The sequence below is a fragment of the Halopseudomonas sp. T1L2 genome, from assembly GCF_055397385.1.
In genome coordinates this window covers 2,171,549-2,193,723 of sequence record NZ_AP040865.1, presented here as the reverse complement: position 1 = coordinate 2,193,723, position 22,175 = coordinate 2,171,549, and the positions used below count along the sequence as shown (strand labels likewise).

At 59.4% G+C, this 22,175-nt stretch carries 21 protein-coding genes; 12 read left to right on the top strand and 9 right to left on the bottom strand.

The genetic code is table 11. The features are described 5' to 3' along the window. Nucleotides 1-285 precede the first annotated feature (285 nt). Complete coding sequence (gene mltF, locus ACZ5WQ_RS10270) at nt 286-1,728, bottom strand: membrane-bound lytic murein transglycosylase MltF (RefSeq protein ID WP_464382274.1); 1,443 nt, start codon at nt 1,726-1,728, stop codon at nt 286-288. Between the two features lie 157 nt (nt 1,729-1,885). Here mltF and purL point away from each other — a divergent pair, with 157 nt between their 5' ends. After that, the gene (gene purL, locus ACZ5WQ_RS10265; protein ID WP_464382273.1) at nt 1,886-5,782 is read left to right on the top strand and encodes a phosphoribosylformylglycinamidine synthase; all 3,897 of its coding nucleotides are present in this window, start codon (nt 1,886-1,888) and stop codon (nt 5,780-5,782) included. Nucleotides 5,783-6,024: 242 nt separating this feature from the next. Here the strand turns inward: purL and ACZ5WQ_RS10260 are convergent, their stop codons facing one another. Next, on the bottom strand, nt 6,025-6,870 hold the full coding sequence (locus ACZ5WQ_RS10260; RefSeq protein ID WP_464382272.1) for an integron integrase: 846 nt from the start codon (nt 6,868-6,870) through the stop codon (nt 6,025-6,027). Nucleotides 6,871-7,101: 231 nt separating this feature from the next. Between ACZ5WQ_RS10260 and ACZ5WQ_RS10255 the strand changes: the two genes are divergently transcribed. Next, a complete protein-coding gene (locus ACZ5WQ_RS10255; RefSeq protein ID WP_464382271.1) occupies nt 7,102-8,307 on the top strand; it encodes an SIR2 family protein in 1,206 nt (401 codons plus the stop codon). An 11-nt stretch (nt 8,308-8,318) separates the two neighbouring features. Here the strand turns inward: ACZ5WQ_RS10255 and ACZ5WQ_RS10250 are convergent, their stop codons facing one another. Next, nucleotides 8,319-9,347: an IS30-like element ISPsp4 family transposase gene (locus ACZ5WQ_RS10250; protein ID WP_464382270.1), complete on the bottom strand. Its 1,029-nt coding sequence runs from the start codon at nt 9,345-9,347 to the stop codon at nt 8,319-8,321. Between the two features lie 27 nt (nt 9,348-9,374). Here ACZ5WQ_RS10250 and ACZ5WQ_RS10245 point away from each other — a divergent pair, with 27 nt between their 5' ends. Together ACZ5WQ_RS10245 and ACZ5WQ_RS10240 are read left to right on the top strand one after the other, a co-directional pair. Beyond that, entirely contained in the window at nt 9,375-10,526 is a 1,152-nt protein-coding gene (locus ACZ5WQ_RS10245; RefSeq protein ID WP_464382269.1) for a hypothetical protein, read from the top strand. A gap of 172 nt (nt 10,527-10,698) precedes the next feature. Then, a complete protein-coding gene (locus ACZ5WQ_RS10240) occupies nt 10,699-11,064 on the top strand; it encodes a DUF2306 domain-containing protein (protein ID WP_464382268.1) in 366 nt (121 codons plus the stop codon). A gap of 29 nt (nt 11,065-11,093) precedes the next feature. Here ACZ5WQ_RS10240 and ACZ5WQ_RS10235 read toward each other — a convergent pair whose 3' ends face one another. Then, a complete protein-coding gene (locus tag ACZ5WQ_RS10235; protein ID WP_464382267.1) occupies nt 11,094-13,385 on the bottom strand; it encodes a bifunctional diguanylate cyclase/phosphodiesterase in 2,292 nt (763 codons plus the stop codon). Nucleotides 13,386-13,719: 334 nt separating this feature from the next. Next, complete coding sequence (locus ACZ5WQ_RS10230) at nt 13,720-14,157, bottom strand: DUF3010 family protein (RefSeq protein WP_088273265.1); 438 nt, start codon at nt 14,155-14,157, stop codon at nt 13,720-13,722. A gap of 190 nt (nt 14,158-14,347) precedes the next feature. On the opposite strand from ACZ5WQ_RS10230, the gene ACZ5WQ_RS10225 reads away from it, so the two are divergent. Continuing rightward, entirely contained in the window at nt 14,348-15,205 is an 858-nt protein-coding gene (locus ACZ5WQ_RS10225; protein ID WP_464382266.1) for a DNA ligase, read from the top strand. Nucleotides 15,206-15,379: 174 nt separating this feature from the next. Continuing rightward, nucleotides 15,380-15,733 carry a septal ring lytic transglycosylase RlpA family protein gene (locus tag ACZ5WQ_RS10220; RefSeq protein ID WP_464383644.1) on the top strand — a complete coding sequence of 118 codons (354 nt, stop codon included), beginning with the start codon at nt 15,380-15,382 and terminating at the stop codon, nt 15,731-15,733. 122 nt (nt 15,734-15,855) lie between these two features. On the opposite strand, the gene ACZ5WQ_RS10215 is transcribed toward ACZ5WQ_RS10220, so the two are convergent. Beyond that, a complete protein-coding gene (locus ACZ5WQ_RS10215) occupies nt 15,856-16,962 on the bottom strand; it encodes a DUF2855 family protein (RefSeq protein ID WP_464382265.1) in 1,107 nt (368 codons plus the stop codon). Between the two features lie 75 nt (nt 16,963-17,037). On the opposite strand from ACZ5WQ_RS10215, the gene ACZ5WQ_RS10210 reads away from it, so the two are divergent. Further along, nucleotides 17,038-17,685 (top strand): TetR/AcrR family transcriptional regulator, encoded by a 648-nt coding sequence (locus tag ACZ5WQ_RS10210; protein WP_269686807.1) that lies wholly within the window; start codon nt 17,038-17,040, stop codon nt 17,683-17,685. Here the strand turns inward: ACZ5WQ_RS10210 and ACZ5WQ_RS10205 are convergent. Beyond that, nucleotides 17,666-17,989, bottom strand: a complete 324-nt coding sequence (locus ACZ5WQ_RS10205) for a hypothetical protein (protein ID WP_464382264.1) — start codon at nt 17,987-17,989, stop codon at nt 17,666-17,668. The genes ACZ5WQ_RS10210 and ACZ5WQ_RS10205 overlap by 20 nt on opposite strands. Before the next feature lie 81 nt (nt 17,990-18,070). Here ACZ5WQ_RS10205 and ACZ5WQ_RS10200 point away from each other — a divergent pair, with 81 nt between their 5' ends. Further along, complete coding sequence (locus tag ACZ5WQ_RS10200) at nt 18,071-18,397, top strand: YqfO family protein (RefSeq protein ID WP_338213980.1); 327 nt, start codon at nt 18,071-18,073, stop codon at nt 18,395-18,397. A gap of 7 nt (nt 18,398-18,404) precedes the next feature. Here the strand turns inward: ACZ5WQ_RS10200 and ACZ5WQ_RS10195 are convergent, their stop codons facing one another. Both ACZ5WQ_RS10195 and ACZ5WQ_RS10190 read right to left on the bottom strand, forming a co-directional pair. Then, complete coding sequence (locus ACZ5WQ_RS10195) at nt 18,405-18,899, bottom strand: L,D-transpeptidase family protein (RefSeq protein WP_464382263.1); 495 nt, start codon at nt 18,897-18,899, stop codon at nt 18,405-18,407. Further along, nucleotides 18,896-19,447 carry an NUDIX hydrolase gene (locus ACZ5WQ_RS10190; RefSeq protein ID WP_285677569.1) on the bottom strand — a complete coding sequence of 184 codons (552 nt, stop codon included), beginning with the start codon at nt 19,445-19,447 and terminating at the stop codon, nt 18,896-18,898. The genes ACZ5WQ_RS10195 and ACZ5WQ_RS10190 overlap by 4 nt, the downstream gene beginning before the upstream one ends. 188 nt (nt 19,448-19,635) lie before the next feature. Between ACZ5WQ_RS10190 and ACZ5WQ_RS10185 the strand changes: the two genes are divergently transcribed. From ACZ5WQ_RS10185 to purT, 4 genes are read left to right on the top strand one after another with little or no spacing between them, the layout of a single operon-like run. Then, on the top strand, nt 19,636-20,232 hold the full coding sequence (locus ACZ5WQ_RS10185; RefSeq protein WP_228245072.1) for an NUDIX hydrolase: 597 nt from the start codon (nt 19,636-19,638) through the stop codon (nt 20,230-20,232). 11 nt (nt 20,233-20,243) lie between these two features. Next, nucleotides 20,244-20,768: a gamma carbonic anhydrase family protein gene (locus ACZ5WQ_RS10180; RefSeq protein ID WP_228245073.1), complete on the top strand. Its 525-nt coding sequence runs from the start codon at nt 20,244-20,246 to the stop codon at nt 20,766-20,768. After that, entirely contained in the window at nt 20,768-20,995 is a 228-nt protein-coding gene (locus ACZ5WQ_RS10175) for a DUF1289 domain-containing protein (RefSeq protein WP_228245074.1), read from the top strand. Before ACZ5WQ_RS10180 ends, ACZ5WQ_RS10175 begins: the two co-directional genes overlap by 1 nt. After that, nucleotides 20,992-22,173, top strand: coding sequence for a formate-dependent phosphoribosylglycinamide formyltransferase (purT, locus tag ACZ5WQ_RS10170; RefSeq protein WP_464382262.1), 1,182 nt, complete (start codon nt 20,992-20,994; stop codon nt 22,171-22,173). Before ACZ5WQ_RS10175 ends, purT begins: the two co-directional genes overlap by 4 nt. Nucleotides 22,174-22,175 lie beyond the last annotated feature (2 nt).

The following is a 22,175-nucleotide window of genomic DNA, read 5'->3' as shown; positions in this document are numbered from 1 at the left end:
TCGGCAACCTCCCTGTAGGGCGGACAAAGCCAAAGGCGTGTCCGCGAGGGTGGCATCAAGCCGGCAAAATACGTTGAGCCTCGGCACTTGCGGGAACGCGGCGGACACGCTGCGCTTAGTCCGCCCTACGGGCCGGCGATGTGTCTCGGTGTTGTCGGGCGGAGGCGTCTCCGCCAGGGTGGCATCAAGACGGCACCAGGCTATGACCACCCACTTCGCGGCTTAGGTGGTTTTGCTTTTAGCTTGAGGCTTGCCGCTTATAGCTTGCAGCTGTGTAGCGCTGCGCTACACCCCATCCGGCAACTGCTCGAGAATCCCCGGTGCGTGGTATTGCTCGGCGGGTTGCTGGCGGGATTCGGATTGGGGTTGGGTGACCCATTGCAGGATGTCGTAGTAGCGACGGATGTTCTGCACGTAGTGCACCGGTTCAGAGCCGCGGGCGTAGCCGTAGCGGGTCTTGCTGTACCACTGCTTCTTTTGCAGCAGTGGCAGAAAATCCTTCACATCAATCCAGCGGTTCGGGTCGCGGCCACCCTCGGCGGTGAGTTTGCGTGCGTCATCGAGGTGGCCAAGGCCGACGTTATAGGCGGCCAGCGCGAACCAGGTGCGGTCCGGCTCCGGAATGTCCGCGGGAATCTGGTCGCGTACCCAGATCAGGTAGCGGGCGCCGCCGTTGATGCTTTGCTGCGGATCAACCCGGTTGGTGACGCCGACAAACTTGGCGGTCGGCAGGGTCAGCATCATCAGGCCGCGTACGCCGGTTGCCGAGCGGGCGTCCGGATCCCACAGCGACTCCTGGTAGCTCATCGCGGCCAGCAGGCGCCAGTCCAGACCGTTCTGATCGCCGGCCTGGCGCAGATAGGTCTCGTAGCGCGGCAGGCGGGTCTGCATGTGGGTGGCGAAGGCGCGGGCACCGACGTAATCGAGTACGTCGGAATGGCCGTAGAAACGCTCGATCAACTGGTCCAGCGTGCCGTCGTCCTTGATCGCGGCGAAGAAGCCATTAACCGCATCCAGCAGCGTGGTATCGGTATATTCGCGCAGCGCCCAGGCCATCGGCTGGCCATCACCGAGGTCAAAGGCCACGCTGACCGCCGGATAGAACGCCTGATTGACCACCAGTTCGTTGGAGTAGACCACCGCGCTGTCGATCTCGCCGTCGTTGACCATGCGCAGCAGGTCGACGACTTCCACGTTGTCGGATTCTTCGAAGGTCAGCTCCGGGTGGCTGGCCTGCAGCTCCCGTAACTGGTCAGCCAGGGTGCTGCCCTTGAGTACCATCAGACGCTTGTAGTACAGATCTTCAATGCTGCGCGGTTTGCGACTGCCGCGGCGGTAGACGACCTGCGGAATGACGTCGAGATACGGCGTGGCAAACCGGACCTGTTCGCTGCGCGCCGGGTTGACCGTCAGCCCGGCTGCAGCCAGCTGCGGGCCGTCGGCATCAGCAAGCTGGTGGTAAAGGCTGTCCACGGTGTCGGCGGTCTGCATGTCCAGTGACACGCCCAGGCTGTCGGCAAAGCGCTTGGCCAGCTCATACTCAAGACCGGTATCACCGTTACGATCCTGGTAGTAGGTGGTAGGCGTATTGCGGGTGATCACCCGCAGTGAACCGGCCTCCTGAATCTGCTCCAGTTGACTGCTTTGCTCACAGGCGGCCAGCAGAACAGCGCAGAGCGCGGTGGCCAGAGCCTTGAAACGGGGAGGGTGAAAGGCTGGTCGATGCATGGCGCCAGTATAGGCAAAAGCGCGGTGCGGCAATAGTCGCCAGTGCAATCGGCACGGCTGGTCGGCCTGCTGCGCACGGCATGGCCCAACCGGCCCGCTTGGGGTATCCTATGCGCCTCTTTTTTCCCACTGTTCGCATCCCGAGGCCGTTACCGACATGCATATCCTGCGTGGAGCCCCAGCCCTTTCCGATTTTCGTCGTACCAAGTTGCTCGCCAGGCTGCAAGGCCGCCTTGCCGGAGTGACCGGGGTTTACGCCGAGTTCATGCATTTCGCCGAGCTGAGCAGCGAGCTGGACGAGCAATCCGCGCAGGTGCTTGATCGTCTGCTGCGCTACGGTCCGTCCGTGCCGGTCGAAGAGCCGGCCGGCGAGCTGGTGCTGGTAGTGCCGCGTTTCGGCACCATCTCTCCCTGGTCCAGCAAGGCGACCGATATCGCCCGCAACTGCGGTCTGAATCAGGTGCTGCGTCTGGAGCGCGGTATCGCCTATTACGTCAGTGGCCAGCTGTCTGCCGATGACCGCGCGACGCTGAAAGCCGAGCTGCACGACCGCATGACCGAGCTGGCGCTGGACGATCTTCAGGCCGCTGCGCCGCTGTTTGCCCACACCGAGCCCAAGCCGTTCCAGCGTGTCGACATTCTGGCCGGTGGCCGTGCCGCCCTGGTTGAAGCCAACAGCAGCCTGGGTCTGGCACTGGCCGAAGACGAGATCGACTATCTGGTCGAGAGCTTCACCGGCCTTGGTCGCAACCCGAGCGACGTCGAGCTGATGATGTTCGCCCAGGCCAACTCCGAGCACTGCCGTCACAAGATCTTCAATGCCAGCTGGGATATCGACGGTCAGGCGCAGGACAAGAGCCTGTTCGGCATGATCAAGAACACCTATCAGATGCACAGCGAAGGCGTGCTGTCGGCGTATAAAGATAACGCCGCGGTGATCGAAGGTTTCACCGCCGGCCGTTTCTTCCCGGTGCCGGGCAGCAACGAGTACCGCGCCCACGAAGAGCCGGTGCACATCCTGATGAAGGTGGAAACCCACAACCACCCGACCGCGATTGCCCCGTTCCCCGGCGCGTCTACCGGTTCCGGTGGCGAAATTCGTGACGAAGGCGCAACCGGTATCGGCGGCAAGCCGAAGGCCGGCCTGACCGGCTTTACCGTGTCCAACCTGCGTATCCCGGGCTTTGTTCAGCCGTGGGAAGAAGACAACGGCAAGCCGTCGCGCATCGTGACGCCGCTGCAGATCATGATCGAAGGCCCGCTCGGCGGCGCTGCGTTCAACAACGAATTCGGTCGTCCGAACCTGAACGGTTACTTCCGTACCTTCGAGACCACCATCGACTCGCCCCGTGGCCCGGAAACCCGTGGCTACCACAAGCCGATCATGATCGCCGGCGGCATGGGCAACATCCGTGCAACCCACGTCGAGAAGTCCGACATCCCGGTTGGCGCCAAGCTGATCGTACTGGGTGGCCCGGCGATGCTGATCGGTCTGGGCGGCGGCGCGGCGTCTTCCATGGCTACCGGTGCAAGCGCCGAGGACCTCGACTTTGCCTCGGTGCAGCGTGAGAACCCGGAAATGGAACGCCGCTGTCAGGAGGTTATCGACCGCTGCTGGCAACTGGGCGACAAGAACCCGATCGCCTTTATCCACGACGTGGGCGCGGGCGGTCTATCCAACGCCTTCCCGGAGCTGGTCAATGACGGTGGCCGCGGCGGCCGTTTCGAGCTGCGCAACGTACCGAACGACGAGCCGGGCATGAGCCCGCTGGAAATCTGGTCCAACGAATCCCAGGAACGCTACGTAATGGCCGTGCCGAACGCCGATTTCGAGCGTTTCGAAGCCATCTGCCAGCGCGAGCGTTGCCCCTTCGCCGTGGTCGGTGAAGCAACTGAAGAGCAACTGCTGCTGCTCAACGACAGCCACTTCGACAACCAGCCGGTCGATATGCCGCTATCGGTTCTGCTCGGCAAGCCGCCGCGCATGCACCGCAGCGTCAAGCGTGAGGCGGAGCAGGGCGACGACTTCAGCGCCAACGAGCTGAACCTGAGCGATGCCGCCGAGCGCGTACTGCGCCTGCCGGCGGTAGCCAGCAAGCAGTTCCTGATCACCATTGGTGACCGCAGCATCACCGGCATGGTCACCCGCGACCAGATGGTCGGCCCGTGGCAGGTGCCGGTTGCTGACTGTGCCGTCACCTCTACCAGCTTCGACGTCAACACCGGTGAAGCCATGGCCATGGGTGAGCGCACGCCGCTGGCGCTGCTCAACGCCCCGGCCTCCGGCCGCATGGCGGTTGCCGAGACCGTGACCAACCTGGCTGCCGCGCGTATCGCCAAGCTGTCCGACATCAAACTGTCGGCCAACTGGATGTCCGCTGCCGGTCACCCGGGTGAAGACGCGCGCCTGTACGACACCGTCAAGGCAGTCGGCATGGAGCTGTGCCCCGAGCTGGGCATCACCATTCCGGTCGGCAAGGACTCCATGTCCATGAAGACCCGCTGGGATGAGGCTGGTCAGGAGAAGTCGGTTACCTCGCCGCTGTCGCTGATCGTTACCGGTTTTGCCCCGGTACAGGACGTGCGCGCCACCCTGACCCCGCAACTGCGTCTGGATCACGGTGCGACCGATCTGATCCTGATTGATCTGGGCCGTGGCCAGAACCGTCTGGGCGGCTCGGCGCTGGCGCAGGTCTACAACAAGATCGGCCAGCAGGTGCCGGATCTGGACGATGCCGAAGACCTCAAGGCCTTCTTTGCCGTGATCCAGGGCCTGAACCAGGACGAGCTGCTGCTTGCCTACCACGACCGCTCCGACGGTGGCCTGTTCACCACTCTGACCGAGATGGCCTTTGCCGCCCGCTGTGGCCTGAACATCAACCTCGACGTACTGGCGCAAGACGCCAGCACACTGGCCGAGGTGCTGTTCAACGAAGAACTGGGCGCGGTCATTCAGGTATCCCAGGACGACACCGAAGAAGTGCTGGCGCAGCTGTCTGCCGCCGGTCTGGGTGACTGCAGCGCGGTGATCGGCCAGCCGAGCAGCGAGCAGAGCATTCGCTTCGAGTTCAATGGCAAGCCGGTGCTGGAGAACACCCGTGCGGTCTGGCAACAGGCCTGGAGCGAAACCAGCTGGCAGATTCAGCGCCTGCGTGACAACGCCGAGTGCGCCGATCAGGAATTCGAGAACATCGCCGACGACGCCAACCCGGGTCTGCACGCGCTGCTCAGCTTCGACATCAACGACGACGTTGCCGCACCGCTCATCAGCAATGGGGTGCGCCCGCGTGTCGCCATTCTGCGCGAGCAGGGTGTCAATGGTCAGGTCGAGATGGCGGCAGCCTTCAATCGCGCCGGTTTCAGCGCGGTCGACGTGCACATGAGCGACATCCTCAGCGGCCGCGTTGACCTGACCGACTTCCGCGGTCTGGTCGCCTGCGGCGGCTTCTCCTACGGCGACGTCCTCGGCGCCGGTGAGGGCTGGGCCAAGTCGATCCTGTTCAACAGCATCGCCCGTGAAGCCTTTACCGCGTTCTTTGCCCGCCCGGACACCTTCGCCCTTGGCGTGTGCAACGGCTGCCAGATGCTCTCCAACCTGCGTGAGCTGATCCCGGGCAGCGACCACTGGCCGCGCTTTGTGCGCAACCGCTCCGAGCAGTTCGAGGCGCGGGTTGCCATGGTTGAAGTCCAGCCCTCGCCGTCGATCTTCCTCAGTGGCATGGTTGGCAGCCGCCTGCCGATTGCCATCGCCCACGGTGAAGGTCACGCCGAGTTCGCCAGCAGCGCCGCCGTTGACGCCTGTGAAGCCGCCAACGCGGTTGCCCTGCGCTACGTCGACAACCGTGGCCGCATGACCGAGCGCTACCCGGCCAACCCGAACGGCTCGCCGCGCGGCATCACCGGCCTGACCACCCGCGACGGTCGCGTCACCATCATGATGCCGCACCCCGAGCGCGTGTTCCGCGCGGTGCAGAACTCCTGGCATCCGGATGACTGGAGCGAAGACGGCGGCTGGATGCGCATGTTCCGCAACGCCCGCGTGTGGGTCGGCTAAACGCCCGCTGCGCTATCAGCAACCCCGCAACAACCCCGGCCCCGCGCCGGGGTTGTTCGTTTAAACAGAGTTGTTTTGCCGCTGTGAATGCGGCCAGATACACCTGCGCCCTACCGTAGGGGCGCAGCATGCTGCGCCCGAGCGGCGTCTAACAGCCGCGCAGCGTTTCGGGGGATAGACAGCCCATTACGCCCTGCAATAGTCTTGAAGCAGGAAACGGATTGCCCGGCTAAGCCAAAGGCCTACCCGAGCGGACTTTGCACCCCGGCAAAGGCATTACCAAGGACATGGGTATAAATCTGCGTAGTACGCACATCAGCATGCCCCAACAGGGTCTGCACCGCACTGACATGCAGATGGTGCCGCACGATGTTGCCCTCATCGTCAGCACACAACCCCTGCGAGGGGAACAGCCACTGCCACTCAAGCGACCGCGCCGCGTTAGGGTATTTACGCCGCAGCGCGCAGGGCAGGCTGGCATCGCACTGGTAAAACGCATCCTGCTTGCGCCAGGCACGCTGGATGCGCGCTCTGCGTTCACGCAGCGGCTCGATCAGCGACGTCGGCAGCAGCGTCGTGCGGTCCTTGTCCCCTTTGCCGCTGCGCACCGTGATGATCTGGCGGTCGAAGTCGATGTCTTTGATACGCAGCCGACAGGCTTCAACAACACGCAGCCCCGAACCGTACATCAGCGACGCGATCAGCTTGTGAGGCTCCTGCAGCAGGGCGATGATCTGGGTTGCTTCACCGTGCGTCAGCACTGTCGGGATACGTGCAGGGCGCTTCGCCCGCACTGTGTCACCGATATCACCCAGTGGCCGATCAAGCACCTTCCCGTAAAGAAACACCAGAGCATTAAGTGCCTGATTCTGCGTAGCGGCAGTCACATGCCGGCTGACAGCCAGCCAGGTCAAAAAAGCGCTGACCTCGGCAGGCCCCATTTCCAGAGGGTGACGCATCTGGTGATAACGCAGGAAGTAGCGTATCCAGTACCAGTAGGTCTTCTCGGTGCGAATGCTGTAGTGATTCACCCTGATGACGTTACGAAACTGCTCGTGCAGGCGTGGCTTGACTGGTGTGGTGTCCATATCGCATCAATGCTGTATGTTTGTACAGTATTATTGGTTGCGCAAAAAGAGGAAGTCAAGCGAATACAGATGGTATGCGGCGACAACAATCTAACCAATTGTTTTAAAGAGAATTTTTAGTTGTTTGATAACCTGGGCGAGACGTTGTTATGAAGAAGTCACGAATATGCAGTCATAAAGCCGTCGGTCCACTCAACTGTTAGCGCAAAAAAAGACACAATAGAGGCAAGAATGAAAATCGAGAGCAAAAGCACATTCGAACGCTGTCTGCGCGAAGGTATTAATATTTTTACAGGTGCGGGTTTTTCGCTGCTCGCTAAAGATAAACAAGGACGCCCCCTGCCTATCGGGGATGACTTACGTAATGAGCTATTGGAAGAATTCCCTACAGCTCCAAAAACGTTGCAACTGCCACAGTTGTGTACATTCTTATCGCGCTCAAGAAAGGATGATCTGGATAGATACATAAAGGCAAGGTTTGATGTAGGTGACTTTAGTGGCAAATACAGATACTTGGAATTCATAAATCCAAGATTTATATTTACCACTAACGTGGACAATCTCTTGGAATCTGTATTTCGTGGCAATCCGAATAAGTACTTAAACAACACAAGGTTAAATGGGGTAAGCATCAAGGATAAATCTGCGATAGATTATATATATCTTCATGGCAGTATTTCTGATGATGAGTCGCCACTAATATTTGGCGACTTAGATATTGCTAGCGCGTTTTCTAATGACCCTGCCCGATGGAATTATTTTAAATCCCTTATGAATAGGCATCCAACCCTATTCTGGGGGTATGCGTTAAGAGACGCAGGAACTCTCCAAGTGTTTTCCGACGCTATAGATGACAATAACAAGAAGAACTCATGGATAATTGTCCATCCGGAATACACATCCGACGATGAAATACAGTATTACAAATCATTAGATCTAAAAATCATAAGCTCCGACACCGAGCAATTTTTAGAATATCTCAAGAAGTTCGAGGCAGTATCTCCGGCTGACAAGGAAGCTCATGTAAATCCTTTTCCTGAATACGCAATTCCAAGTCACTCCGACATCAAACACAGAGCAATACAAGATTTTTACCTTGGAGCTGCTCCCACTTGGAGTGATATCTATTCTCCGCGTGTCGCAAAGCTTCGCTTTTATAGCAGCGTCGAAGAGCAAGTCAATAGTGGTAAAAATGTTTTAATAACTGGAGGGCCGGCAACTGGCAAGACTACATTGCTAATGCAATTTGCCGCGTTCCACAGTTTCAATGGCATTAAGATTTTGCTTTCGGAAATTTCGACTGCAAAAGCACAAACGATCGCAACGAAGCTATCTGGCATTCCAGCCTTGTTGTTCGTCGATAATTTACAGACATCAATTGAAGCATTAAATCATCTTTCCAAAAATAAAAATATTCAGGGCGGTTGCAGGAGCTGAGTGCAACACGGTTATTGAATTGACGCAGGAGCATCATATTGCATAGCCAAGGCTTTCTGCATCACTTCGCTCATGACTTCGATAGGACATTTGAAATCGAAGCGCTTACGTGGACGCATGTTCAGTTGAAACGCAATGGCATCCAGTTCTTCTTGGCTATGTACCGACAAGTCAGTGCCCTTGGGCAGGTACTGGCGGATCAGGCCATTAATGTTTTCGTTGCTGCCGCGCTGCCAAGGGCTGTGCGGGTCACAGAAGTAGATCGCCACACCGGTTCTCTGGGTGATCTCGGCGTGCTGTGCCATTTCCCTGCCCTGGTCGTAGGTCATGCTCTTGCGCATCGCCAGCGGCATGTTATTGAGGGCGGCGCTGAAGCCCTCCATTGCCGAGGTCGCCGTCGCGTCGTTCATCTTCACCAGCATCAGGTAGCCACTAGTGCGCTCCACCAGCGTACCTACAGACGAGGCGTTAGCCTTACCCTTAATAAGGTCGCCTTCCCAATGCCCCGGCATCAGTCGGTCTTCAACTTCCGGCGGGCGCAAGTGAATGCTGACCATCTCTGGAATCTGCCCGCGCCGATCCACACCGCCAAGGCGTGGTCTACGTGTCGTCTTGCCTTGGCGCAAACGAAGGATCAACTCCTTGCGCAGCTCACCGACGGGCAGGGCATAAATCGCGTTGTAGATCGTCTCGCGACAGACGTAGGCATCTCTAAGACTGGGTATGTTCATACTGCGCAGCTTGCCGGCAATCTGCTCGGGAGACAAACGCTGGCGCAGCATATGGATCACCAGTTCAAAGCGCTCACTACCTGGCAGCAGCTTTCGCATGGGTCGACAAGCCTGGCGGCGGACCTTCATCCGCTGCTGAGCCACGCGGGCCGAGTAGCTGCCAGCTGCATCTCGATTGCGGCGCATCTCTCGGCTGACCGTCGAAGGGGATCGGTTGATCAAGCAGGCAATCCTGCGCAAGCTGAGGCCTTGGGCATGACTAACTTGAATGGTGGCACGCTCTTCAACGCTGAGTTCGGAATAAGACATAGGGCTGCACCGTACCGGAAAGGTCAGGTGTTGCACTCAGTTTTTGCCGCCGCCCAGCTAATCATTGCCGAAAGAGATTATGCATATCTATCTGCTTCAAGTGCTAATTTTCTGAGGAAAGACATTGAGATAATCGACATTACTGCGTTGGATGAAAAAGATGCCCAAGCAGTGATTAACAATATTCCTGTAGATATAAAGTCGAGAAAGCGCTACAAGTTTAGAGATGGCGACTCTTTGTTCGAGCTCATTGAAAGAAACTGCAGAACGCCATCAATTAAGGAGCGTTTCCACAATGTCATAGATGGCCTTCGAGAAAAAGACGAGCAGCTTGTTCAGCTCTTCCTATTGGCGTGCTACCTGCATACATGCAGAAGCATAACCTCAATGGATGTAATTTATAGCTATTTTGGTAAATCGTATAACGACTACAGGGAGTTATACGATTTGATAGCTATTCTTAGTAGCAGCTTGTCGGAATATGTTGGCGAGTTTGCTGAAGAGGATCAAGATTACTTTTCGATACGCTCAAACTTGCTGGCGGATCATATTTCTACAATAGCGCCAACAGAAGACTTGGCGACAATGCTGATTAGTTTCCACAACAATGTTCCTCGATTTTGCGTCCCGAATTTCGATTCCTTTAAGCGGCGGGCATATGACGCGCGAATATTCGAGAGGGCATTTCCAAAGGTAGAAGATGGCGCGGCAATATACGATGTGATTTATCGAAAACATAACTCACCATTTAATTTGCAACAAAAAGCGTTGTATTTGAGCCGAAGAAAAGACCACCAGCAAGCGTTTGAAGTCATAGATGAAGCTATTTCCAAAGGTGGAAGTCGAAACTGGTCAATAAAGAACTCATACGCGATCATTAAGTTTAAAGCTAATATTGAACGAAAAGATTCGCCGGACGTTCGTAAAGCCCTGGACGAAAGTATGGAGGCATTAGAGCAATGTCATTCAGCGGATGTAAGAAAGGCCTTCCATGCCATGTCTTTTGCTGACCATTCGTTGCGATACTGGCAGAAGTATCGAGATAAAGTCGCTGTTTCTTATTTGGAAAAAGCAAGGGATTGGTTAAGTGAAGAGGCTGATGAAGACAACCGAATTGGAAATGTGTCGCGGCTGCTTAATCAGGTTAAGAAAGCCCTCGCATCAGCTAAGAAGCGCTAACAAGGCCGTGAACGCGGACGCATTTTTCGTTCGCTGCGCTCATTACAAATGCGCCGGTTACGGCTGGCGTTATACAGACAATTTGTCGTTCAAAATTTATACATATCACCTACTTATCTGACACCCGCCCCACCGGCTGGTGAATTTATCCACCTTAGCGCGCGGGTGCACCATGGCCGTTACGCTTCATCTTGTTGCTGCACTCTGGGCGTTGCTGGCCGGGGGCTTTCAGTTGCTGACCCGCAAGGGGACGCGGTTGCATAGGGTTGTGGGCTGGTCGTGGATGACGGCGATGGTGATTGTGGCCGTGTCTTCGTTCTGGCTGACCGGCTTTATGGATGTGTTCCATGGCTACAGCCCTATCCATCTGCTGTCGGTCTGGGTGCTGGTGTGTGTGGCGGTGTCGGTGTATTCGGCCCGAGCCGGCCATATCAGGCGGCATCGCGCCTTTGCGGTCGGTGCCCTTATCGGCGTTATCGGAGCCGGGCTGGGTGCATTGGCGCCGGGGCGGCTGATTTATCAGTGGCTGGTCGGTTGATCTGTGAGCCTTCGCCGACTAGCGCCGGCTCACTGCGTTGGCGACAGGCTTTCCCTTGCGATGCAGGCGCGCAGGTCGTCCAGAGTGAGTGGTCTGGCGAACAGGTAGCCCTGGAAATGGTCGCAGCCGCAGGTGATCAGGCACTGCAACTGCTCCTCGGTTTCAACGCCTTCTGCCAGCACGGTCATGCCGTAGTTCTGGCCGATGGCGATGATGTTCTGCACCATGGCCAGGGCGGTCTTGTCGTCGGTGACGTGATCGACAAAGCTTTTGTCGATCTTGACCTCGTGAAACGGCAGCGAGCGTAGGGTGCTCAGCGAGGAATAGCCGGTACCAAAGTCATCGAGTGACATCCGCACGCCGGCGTCCTTGGCGCGGGTCAGGATATGGTGGATCTGCTCGATGTCTTCAATCAGCAGATTTTCCGTGACTTCGATACATATCTGCTCAAAGCCCAGCAGGCTGCTGTCGATTCGTTCCAGCAGCTGATCGATAAAGCCGTTTTCCATCAACTGCCGGGCGGAGACGTTGATCGACAGGCTGAAGGTCTGGCCGGTTTGCTGTTGCAGCCCTGCGATGTCGGCCAGCGCCCGGTCAATGATGTGGTAACCAAGGGTGGTGATCAGCCCAGAGTGCTCGGCAATCGGGATGAAGGCGTCCGGCGGCACACTGCCCAGAACCGGGCTTTGCCAGCGTATCAGTGCTTCCACTCCATACATGCGGCCATGCTGGTCAACCTGAGGCTGATAGACCAGGAAGATCTCGCCGCGGGTTTCGGCGCCACGCAGATGTTGTTCGATCCTGACTCGGTACAGGTATTGCTCTTCCAGATCGGTACGGAAGAAGCGCAGGGTGTTGCGCTCCTTCTTGGCCTCATACATGGCCACATCCGCCGCGCGCAGCAGCTCGTCGAGGGTGGTGCCATGCTCCGGGTAGCGCGCCACACCGATACTGCAGCCGGGGGAGAAGGTCATATTGGAGAAGGCAATATTGGCGCAAATGGCGTTAATTTGCCGGCCAACCCGCTCCTCGGCGGCGGTACTGTCGGCATGGGTGGCAATCAACAGCACAAACTCGTCACCGCCGTGCCGCACCAGCAGGGTGTCTTCACGCAGGGCCTGCTCGAAGCGGCGTGCCAGCTCTACCAGGATCTGATCACCAATGCTGTGGCCGAAATGGTCGTTGATGCCCTTGAAGTGGTCGAGGTCGATGAACAGCAGTGAGAAGTTCTGTTTTCCTGTCTGCCACTGGTCAAAGGCCTCCAGCAGAAAGTTGCGATTGGGCAGGCCGGTCAGGGTGTCGTGATCGGCCTGATATTGCAGCTGCTGGCGGCGGTGTTGCTGCTCCCGGTCGATAAAGCGAAACAGGTAGAACATGCTGATCAGAAACGCCGCGGCCAACGCAATATAAAGCGTTGCAGTCTTGAGGAATTGATTGATCAGATAGCCTTCTTCAACTTCAGACAGCAGCCAGAATTCGTACCGGGAGTTGTAGAGTGCGACGCCACGGACGTGCTCTCTGTCCGAATTGGTATCCCATCTGAAGGTGATGGTGGCCTGGCGCTCTGAGGGATGCTCAGGTTCGCGCTGGCCCTGTTGAAGGGCCTGCATGAGCTGCCGATACTGCGTTTCCGGCAGGGGCTGGACGAAGAAGTCAGCGATCAGCTCCCCGTTAGTCGCGTACTGGATATAGCGATCTCGGGTGCGAAGAATGGTGATGCGGTTATGTGGACCGAGGACGGCCGCATGGGCGAAATGACCGCTGTCCGCCTGGATTTTCAGTGCGCCGGTCATGATGCCCAGCAACTGCCCGTCAGTATCGCGAATGGCCTTTCTGGCCGGGATTACCAGTCTGGGAGCGTTGTAGGTTCGCCCGAGGACCATTTTGTCGCTTTCGATGGCGTATACGAAGGAGTCTTTCGATTCGGGCTGTTGCAGCAGGTTTGGCGGGTCGGGCCTGACCAGATTGGAGGTTGTGTCCAGCACCTCGCCTGCGGTGGAAAACAGGGCAAAGCCGGCAAAGAATTCCGGATTGATGTTCATCAGCCGGTCCAGCTCGGATCGAATATCCGGGTTGCCTTCGCGCTGGCGCAGGAGGATGTCCTGACCAATCAGGGTGATGATGGTTTCCTGCTGCTCCAGCAGCGATGAAAAGCTGCCGAACCACTGCTTGACCAGGCTGCGTTGGGAGGCCTCGGTCTGCGCAGTCAGATACTGCCAGTGGGCATACGTGAGGCCGGCCAGCGCAATGACCGCAGTAGCACACAGCAGCTTGTAGAGCAGCCAGATGTTGCGCCTGATAGACAGCGGTCTGAATCCCATTCAGCTTCTCTTTGTTGAGCGCGGTTTAACTCGATTACGACATAATAGTTCTGATAATCCAGTCAGGGAGCCAGCTAGCGTTCAGTCCGTTGACAAGCTCAATACTAGTTGAGTTATCGGCAGTGCCGGCTACCGGGTGGCCGGTGAGGTACGCGCTTGTTGCTGGCTGCAATACCACAAATTTTTTATGGTTTTTATCGCTAGCTGGCATTAGGCCATGCCTGGCTGTGGCTGGCAATGGGGGCAGGTCGGGCTGGGGGCGAGGCGGGGTTGGCAGGCAGCCCGAATGGCTTGATCCGGACGGACTCCGGTCGGGCTGCCGGCCGCGGTGCTGTCAGTTGGCGAACTTGTCTTTCATCAGATAGGCGAATGCGGTGTTGAAGGCGGGTTCCTGATAGGCCTTCAGCCCGGTTTCAGAGAACAGGACCGGAATGGGGTTGCGCTTGATCGACTCCTTGATATCGGTCGGTGACATGATCACCACGTCCAGATCGGCAATCAGCTCGATCGCGGCTTCCAGTTTGAAGCCCACGGCACCGCCGGCAAACTTGCCCTTCATCGGCCGCTGGCGGATAACGACCTTGTCGACCTTGTAGTCGTGCATCAGCTTGGCAAAGGTCTGCTGGAAATGGCGCAGCGCGCCGGTGCTGTTGCTGTCGGTCAGGCTGACCCGGCGCGCGCGGAAATCAGGCAGCTGGAACAGCTCGTCATCGAGTGCCAGCAGGCAGACATTGGCATCGTTACTGTTGAGGTCAACACCACACACTTTCATAAAAAATCCAATCCCGTTCGTTCGGCGCAGTATAGCGCAGTGACAGTCCCGACTGCGCGTGCAGGTGTGAGCCGGTTCCCACACTATTCTTAGAGTCCTTGCCCGCTGCATCGATGCCATTAGGCTGGGGCGCTTTGATCGATCTCGGCGCTGGCGCGCTGCTGGCCTTGGCCCGAACAGGGAGGTTTCTGTGCGCATATGGATACGCCGAGCGTTGCTCTTTTGTGCCTTGCTGCACCTGCCGGCGAGCGCCGACAGCGGTTTGATGCTGGCCGAGGTTTATCGTGGTGAAGGGACGGTTGCGGACTACTGGGTCAGCGAGAAGCTCGACGGCGTTCGCGCGCGCTGGGACGGTCAGCAGTTGCTGAGTCGTGGCGGTTACCGCATCAATGCGCCGGCGGAGTTCACCCTCGGTTGGCCGGTACTGCCGATGGATGGTGAGTTGTGGCTCGGACGTGGGCGGTTTGATGAGGTCAGCGCACTGGCTCGCCGCCAGCAGGCGAGCGTCGCTGACTGGCAAGGGGTGCGCTTTATGGTGTTTGACCTGCCCGAGCACGGCGGTGACTTCAGCGCCCGGGTGCTGGCGATGCGCGAGCTGGCCGGTTTGCAGCTCGCTTCACTGCAGCCGGTGGCGCAGCAGCGGCTGGGAAGCGCCGACGACCTGGATGCGCTGCTTGAGCGTACGGTGGCCGGTGGCGGCGAGGGGTTGATGCTCCACCACGCCAGCGCGCGCTACCGCGCCGGGCGTCATCCGCTGTTGCTCAAATACAAGCCGTTCGAGGATGCCGAGGCACGGGTTGTCGGTTATACCGCTGGCCTCGGCAAATACCGGGGGCAGGTGGGCGCTCTGCTGGTCGCAGATGGGGCCGGGCGGCGATTTCGGCTGGGTAGTGGCCTGAGTGATGCGCAGCGCCAGTCTCCACCGGCCATTGGTACGCTGGTGACCTATCGCTTTAATGGCCTGACCTCTGGCGGTCTGCCGCGTTTTGCCCGCTTTCTGCGGGTCAGGACGGATGCCGGGTTGAATGAGCCTGCCGCAACGCCCTGACGGGGTGTGATGCTGTGCGCACGCCAGTGCCGGTTATCGGGCGCACGCTCTTGCCGTGAACCCGACGCTGATAGCGCGGTCTATCCGACCACCGCCTTCGCCCCGGAGGTACTGGCTTCGTATTGCAAAAGGTGTGTCGTATTGAACGGACGTGTTCTGTTTCTGGGTCTGATTATGCTGGCGCTGGCCGGTTGCAGTCATCTGGGCGGCGGCAAGCTCGGAGGCGCGGCCGAGACCGGGCAGGCGTCTTATTACGCGGACAAGTTCGAGCAGCGCAAGACCGCCAATGGCGAGCGCTATCGTCACGATGCGCTGACCGCAGCCCATCGCACCTTACCCTTCGGCACCCGGGTGCAGGTGACCAATCTGGATAACGGCCGATCGGTTGTGGTGCGCATCAATGACCGAGGCCCCTTCGTTCGTGGCCGGGTGATTGACCTGTCGAAGTCGGCGTTTACCCGCATCGGCCAGGTGTCGAGCGGGCTGTTGCTGGTGAAAGTGGTCGTGCTGAGCCTGCCTCCACGCTAGGCCGTCCGGCCTCGGGATGCCCTAGCCCTGCAGCGGGCGTGGGTGGGGCATGTGCAGGGACGCGACAGGTCGCGTCCGCAATGGGGGCGGCAGGTGCACGACGCCCTGGCCGGGTCGCTGGCTTAGTCGAGGACGACTGCGTGGCCATCCTTGGGATCGATACGCCCGCCGACCAGATCCTCTACCAGTGTCTTTGCCTGCTCCAGACCGGCGTGCTCGATGACGTTCAGCCACGGTGCAGACGGGTTCTGTACTCGCTCGATAAACGCCAGCTGGGCGGCGTTGAAGCGGCGGGTCACTTCTGCCGCGCCCCAGTCGGCGTTACGCTTCTTGATCTGGTAGGGCGCAAAGTACGGCTGCGGTGCGGGGCCGTGCACAGGCGTTTCGGCGGCGCTGAGGTGTTCGTGGTTCTGTGCTGATCCTGCGTAGCAGTCGTAGACCAGGCTGTCCTTGAAGTGCTCGTGAATGCGGTTGCGCAGCGCCACGTTGCCTGAGAAGTCGACATACAGCGTGGGGATGCTGGCATCGAGTTGTTCAACGTCTTCGTAGGCGACAGCCTGCTGGTAGCAGCCGAGCTGGGCGACGAAGTCGGTGTTGCCGCCAGAGGTCAGGCCAATCAGCGCCACGCTGTCGTTCTGCTCCAGGCAGAAGGCGGTGCCGTAGGCGGTCTTGCTGGAGGCGCTGGAGACGATGATCTGGCGGGCGCCGAAGAAGTTGTTGTCTTCCAGGAAGTCGGCCAGCATGAACGAGGTGATAAACAGCGGGCGCAGCAGCATCTGATAGTTCTCATCAGCGGCGCGGTAGGCGGCATCGGTGCTGATGCGCTGGTACTGGTTATAGGCCGACGTCAGCTCCAGGCGATGCGCGATGCCGTCGTAAAAGCCGCGTTCGGAAACACGTACCGGATTCATGACCACGTGCGACGCAATCGGCCAGTAGCCGTAGAAGCGTTCACCCACCGCCAGACCCTCAACTGTACTCTCGACGATCTCGGCAAAGCCCCAGGCCGGCATGTGGAACCACTCGGCCGCACCGGTGGGGAAAAAGTCCCAGTAGCGCAGGTGCGGGGTTTCGCCGAAGGCGGCGTAGGTAATGTTGTTGGTGGTCAGCGCCAGGCGGCTGATGCGCAGCAGTGCTTCGCCCGGCTTCAGCTCCGGCATCGGCTGGGTGACGACGCGAACCTGATTGAGGTCCTTCTTGTTATTTTGCAGTTGGCTGATCACAGTCATGGGCGCTCCTGAAAAGGGGTGATTCGACAGTAGGATGACTGTAGCCTGTCAGCGTGTTTACCGGGTTCGGATTCCATGACCAGCAAGAACAGCCCCGCTCAGTCTCGCAACAAGCCGCTCAAGCGCCCGACCCAGGGGCGCGCCAAGATGACGGTGCAGGCGATTTTCGATACCTATGTTCGGATTTGGCAGCGCGATGGCTGGGAGCGCGTAACGACCCGCGCGGTGGCGCTGGAGGCCGGGGTCGCGGTGGGCACCCTGTACGATTACTTTCCCAGCAAGCAGGCGCTGCACTCGGGGTATGTGCGCCACTGCATCGAGCGCCTGTTGCAGGCAATTGAACAGCAGGCCATCGAGCCCGTCGGGCTGGTGTGGCAGGAGCGTGTCGGTCGGCTGGTGCGATTGCTTGGCGGCGTGGCTGGTGAGGCGGCCTGGTTTCATCCGCAGATGCTGGAGCTGGAGCCGGTGATTGCCGAGCAGAAGCACCAGCAGCGTGCCTATGCCGAGTTGATGAATATCTGGCAGCGGGTGCTGGAGGCCTGCCCGGACCTGCCGGTCAAGCCTTCGGTGTCACGCCTTGAGGCGCTGCATCTGATGGTCTGGGGCGCTCGGCGCTATGCCCTGTTGACGCAGTTGCCGGGTGAGCGGCTGGCGGAGCTGGTCGCCGAGCAGGAACAGGTGTGCCTGCTGGCGCTGGCATCGCTCAGCGCCGGCTCGGAATGACGTCCAGATAGTCGCGCTGGATGGCCGTTTCCAGTGCGCTGGCGGCGCTGACCAGCTCTTCGTAGGTCAGCCGGAGTTTGCGCAGCCTCTCAACCTGCTCATCGGAAGGCGCGCATCCGCCGGCTTTGCCTGCGATATCAAGCAGGCCGCACAGATAGTCCTTGCGGGCCTGGGCGACCATGTTGAGCATGGGGGTCAGCGCATCCAGACTGAGCTGCGGAATAGCCGGGTTGATGATATTGCGGTTGACTTCGCGGCGCTGCTTTTCCAGCTCAAGCAGCAAGCGGTTGCTGTCGATTGTCATGGCGTCGTGATCCTTGTTGGCGGACTTTTTTGTGATTCTAATGTGCCACTATTTGATGGCCGGGTGCTAGAGGACAATAGCATGTACAAGTTATGTTTCTTTGTGCCTGCCAGCCATGTCGAGCAGGTCAAGCAGGCAGTCTTTGCCGCGGGTGCCGGCCGGCTTGGCAATTATGACAGCTGCAGCTGGCAGGTGCTTGGGCAGGGCCAGTTCAGGCCGCTGTCGGGAAGTGAGCCCTATCTCGGCCAGACCGGCGTCGTTGAGCAGGTATCAGAGTACCGCGTGGAAACCCTGTGCGCCGGTGATTGTATCGAGGCGGTCATCGAGGCGCTGCGCCAGGCTCACCCCTACGAGGAGCCGGCGTTTGACGTCTGGCGTCTGGAGGCCCATCTGATGCAGCGGCGCTAGTTGCTGTTCAGGGCACGATCTCTACCAGCGTACCGTCGGGCACCAGCTCCCATAGTTCGCGCATTTCAGCGTTGCCGAGGGCGATGCAGCCGTTGGTCCAGTCCAGGCCCTTGAAGAACCACTCCGGGTATTGCTCGTCGATTGGCGTGCCATGAATCATGATCATGCTGCCGGGGTCGTCTATACCGGCCTCAAAGGCTGCCATGCGGTCCTTGAGGTTGGGGTAGTCCAGATGCAGGCTGAGATTGTATTGCGGGCTCTCGTGGCGCCAGTCGATCGTATAGATGCCCTCCGGCGTGCGCTGGTCGCCCTGCTGGCGCTTGGGGCCCACCGGCTGGCGGCCAAGGGAGATGCGGTATTCATGCAGCACGCGGCCGTCGCTGATGATCTGCAGGCTGCGCTCGGCCTTCCTGATCAGTATCCGGTCGATTGGAGGCTGGCCGGCCCAGGCGCAGGAGGCAGCCAGCAGAATGCAGCCGAGGAACAGGGTGCTCAGTTTCATCGGCGGTGCTGTCCCGGGCGGTAGAGGATGTCGCGGATGCGTACCGGAAAGGACTGCTCCTGGCGGTCAAGGAAGTACTGCTTGAGGGTCTTGCCCACGGTCGGAAAGGCCAGTTCGTCCCAGGGAATCTCGTGCTCGTGGAACAGGCGCACTTCCAGGCTTTCTTCGCCGGCGCTGAACTCCAGATCGGCCAGCTCGCCGCGGAAGAACATGTAGACCTGATTGATATGCGGCAGGTTGAACAGCATATACAGCTCTTGTTGCTGAAGTCTGGCGCGGGCCTCTTCCCAGGTTTCGCGCAGGGCTGCCTCTTCGGTGGTTTCGCCGTTTTCCATGAAGCCGGCCGGCAGGGTCCAGAAACCGCGACGCGGCTCGATGGCCCGGCGACAGAGCAGTACCTGCTGACCGTGCACCGCGAGACAGCCGGCGACGATGCGCGGGTTCTGGTAATGGATGGTCTGGCAATGGTCGCAGACGAACCGTGAACGGGTGTCCCCGTCGGGGACGCGTGCGGTGACGCCTTGACCGCACTCGCTACAGAACTTCATGACTGGCTTCCGGCTGGCTGCTGGGTAATTGGGCTCTATCTTGCTGATCGTGCGGCCTGCGGGCAAGAGCTCAGGGGTACAAATCAGCTCGGTGCACGGTGGCCTATCGTGCGGTATTCACGCCATGGTGCGGCTGGTTCTGCCCTGGTGATCATGCCATCATTGACGAAATAAACGAGGATGTATGCATGCTAGACGAAATGCGCATGCGGGTGATGCAGCACACCCCTCGACAGATAACAGCGCCCGGACTGCCCGAGGCTGGTGTGCTGATTGCAATCACCTCGCAACCGCAGCCGGAAATTATTCTGACCCTGCGTTCGCAGCGCCTGTCGACCCATTCAGGCGAAGTTGCCTTCCCCGGCGGACGGCGTGACCCGGGCGATGTGGACCTTTGCTATACCGCTTTGCGCGAGGCGCATGAGGAAATCGGCCTGCTGCCGGAGCTGGTGGATGTGGTCGGCCCCATGGACTCGCTGGTCTCGCGTTTTGGAATCAAGGTCACGCCCTATGTCGGGGTTGTGCCCGACCAGTTCGAGATCATTCCCAACGCCAGTGAGATTGAAGAGGTGTTTCGCGTGCCGGTCGAGTTCTTTATGTCTGATCCGCGCGAAATGACCCACCGTATCGACTATGAAGGGCGTAGCTGGTACGTCCCCAGCTACCGTTTCAACGGCTTCAAGATCTGGGGGCTGACGGCGCTGATGCTGGTTGAATTGATGAATACCGGCTTTGACGCGGGTATCACCTTGCATACGCCCTACGACGGGCACAACAAGAATTAGGAGCACGAAGCATGAAGTACAGCCTGGGCAGGGATCGGGTAGAAATGGCGGCTGACGCCTGGATTGCCGACACCGCAGCGGTCATCGGTAAGGTCAAGCTGGAGGCTGGCGCCAACGTCTGGTTTGGTGCGGTGATTCGCGGTGATGTCGAGCAGATCACCGTCGGCGAACACAGCAATGTGCAGGACGGCGCTGTAATGCATGCCGACAGTGGCGTGCCGCTGACCCTCGGCAAAGGCATCACAGTCGGCCATAATGCGATGCTGCACGGGTGCACGGTCGGTGATTACAGCCTGATCGGCATCAACGCGGTGGTGCTCAATGGCGCGAAGATCGGTAAACACTGCATCATCGGCGCCAACAGCCTGATTCCTGAAGGCAAGGAGATCCCGGACGGTTCACTGGTCATGGGCTCCCCCGGCAAGGTGGTCAAGACGCTGAGCGATCAGCAGAAGAAGATGCTGGAACTGAGCGCCGCCCATTACGTGCAGAACGCCAAACGCTTCCGTGACGAACTCAAGATACAGGAAGACTGATGACCCGCTCTGCCCCCGTTCGCTCGCCTTGTGTCAGCATTTGTGCGCTGGACGATAACGACATCTGCACCGGGTGTCAGCGCACCGGCATGGAAATAGCCCGCTGGGGCCGGATGACCGACGAGCAGCGTCTTGAGGTGCTGGCGCGCTGCGAGGAGCGTGCGCGCGGGCAGGGGCTGTGGATCGGCACGGCGACTCAATCAACTATCCAAGGTAGACAGGCATGACGGTAATTGGGACCCCCTACGCAGAAAGCGCGACGCGGGTATTGCTGCTGGGCTCGGGCGAACTGGGCAAGGAAGTGGCCATCGAGCTGCAGCGGCTGGGCTGTGAGGTTATCGCGGTAGACCGCTATGAGCACGCCCCGGCGATGCAGGTCGCGCACCGCAGCCATGTGATCAGCATGCTGGACGGTCAGGCGCTGCGCGAGGTTATCGAAGCCGAGCAGCCCGACTACATCGTGCCGGAAATTGAAGCTATTGCGACCGCGACGCTGGTCGAGCTGGAAGCGGAAGGCTACAACGTCGTGCCGACCGCCGAGGCAGCGCGCCTGACCATGGATCGCGAGGGCATCCGCCGTCTGGCTGCGGAAACGCTGGGCCTGCCGACCTCTGCCTACCGGTTCGCGGACACGCTGGATGAATACCGTGCCGCGGTCGCTGCCATTGGCATGCCCTGCGTAGTGAAGCCGGTGATGAGTTCATCGGGCAAGGGGCAGAGTCTGGTGCGCGAGCAGGCCGATATCGACAAGGCCTGGGAGTATGCCCAGTCCGGCGGTCGTGCCGGTCAAGGCCGGGTGATCGTCGAGGGGTTTGTCGACTTTGATTATGAAATTACCTTGCTGACCGTGCGGCACATTGACGGCACCTCCTTCTGCGAGCCTATCGGCCACCGTCAGGAGGCCGGCGACTACCGCGAGTCCTGGCAGCCGCAGGTGATGAGCGAAGGAGCGCTGGCTGAGGCCAAGCGGGTTGCCTCAACCATCACCGAGGCGCTTGGTGGCCGTGGTGTGTTTGGGGTCGAGCTGTTCGTCAAGGGCGATCAGGTTTGGTTCAGCGAAGTCTCTCCGCGCCCGCACGACACCGGGCTGGTAACCCTGATTTCGCAGGACCTGTCCGAGTTTGCATTGCATGCGCGCGCCATTCTCGGGCTGCCGGTTCCGGTAATCCGTCAAGTCGGTCCATCGGCATCGGCGGTAGTGCTGGTGCAGGGCCAGTCGGCCAATGTCAGCTTCGGCAATCTGGGCGCGGCACTCAAGGAACCGGACACCCAGCTGCGGCTGTTCGGCAAGCCCGAGGTTGATGGGCAGCGTCGTATGGGGGTCGCGCTGGCGCGTGATGAGTCCATTGAGGCGGCTGTTGCCAAGGCGGTGCGCGCGGCATCGGCGGTTGAGGTCACGCTCTGAGC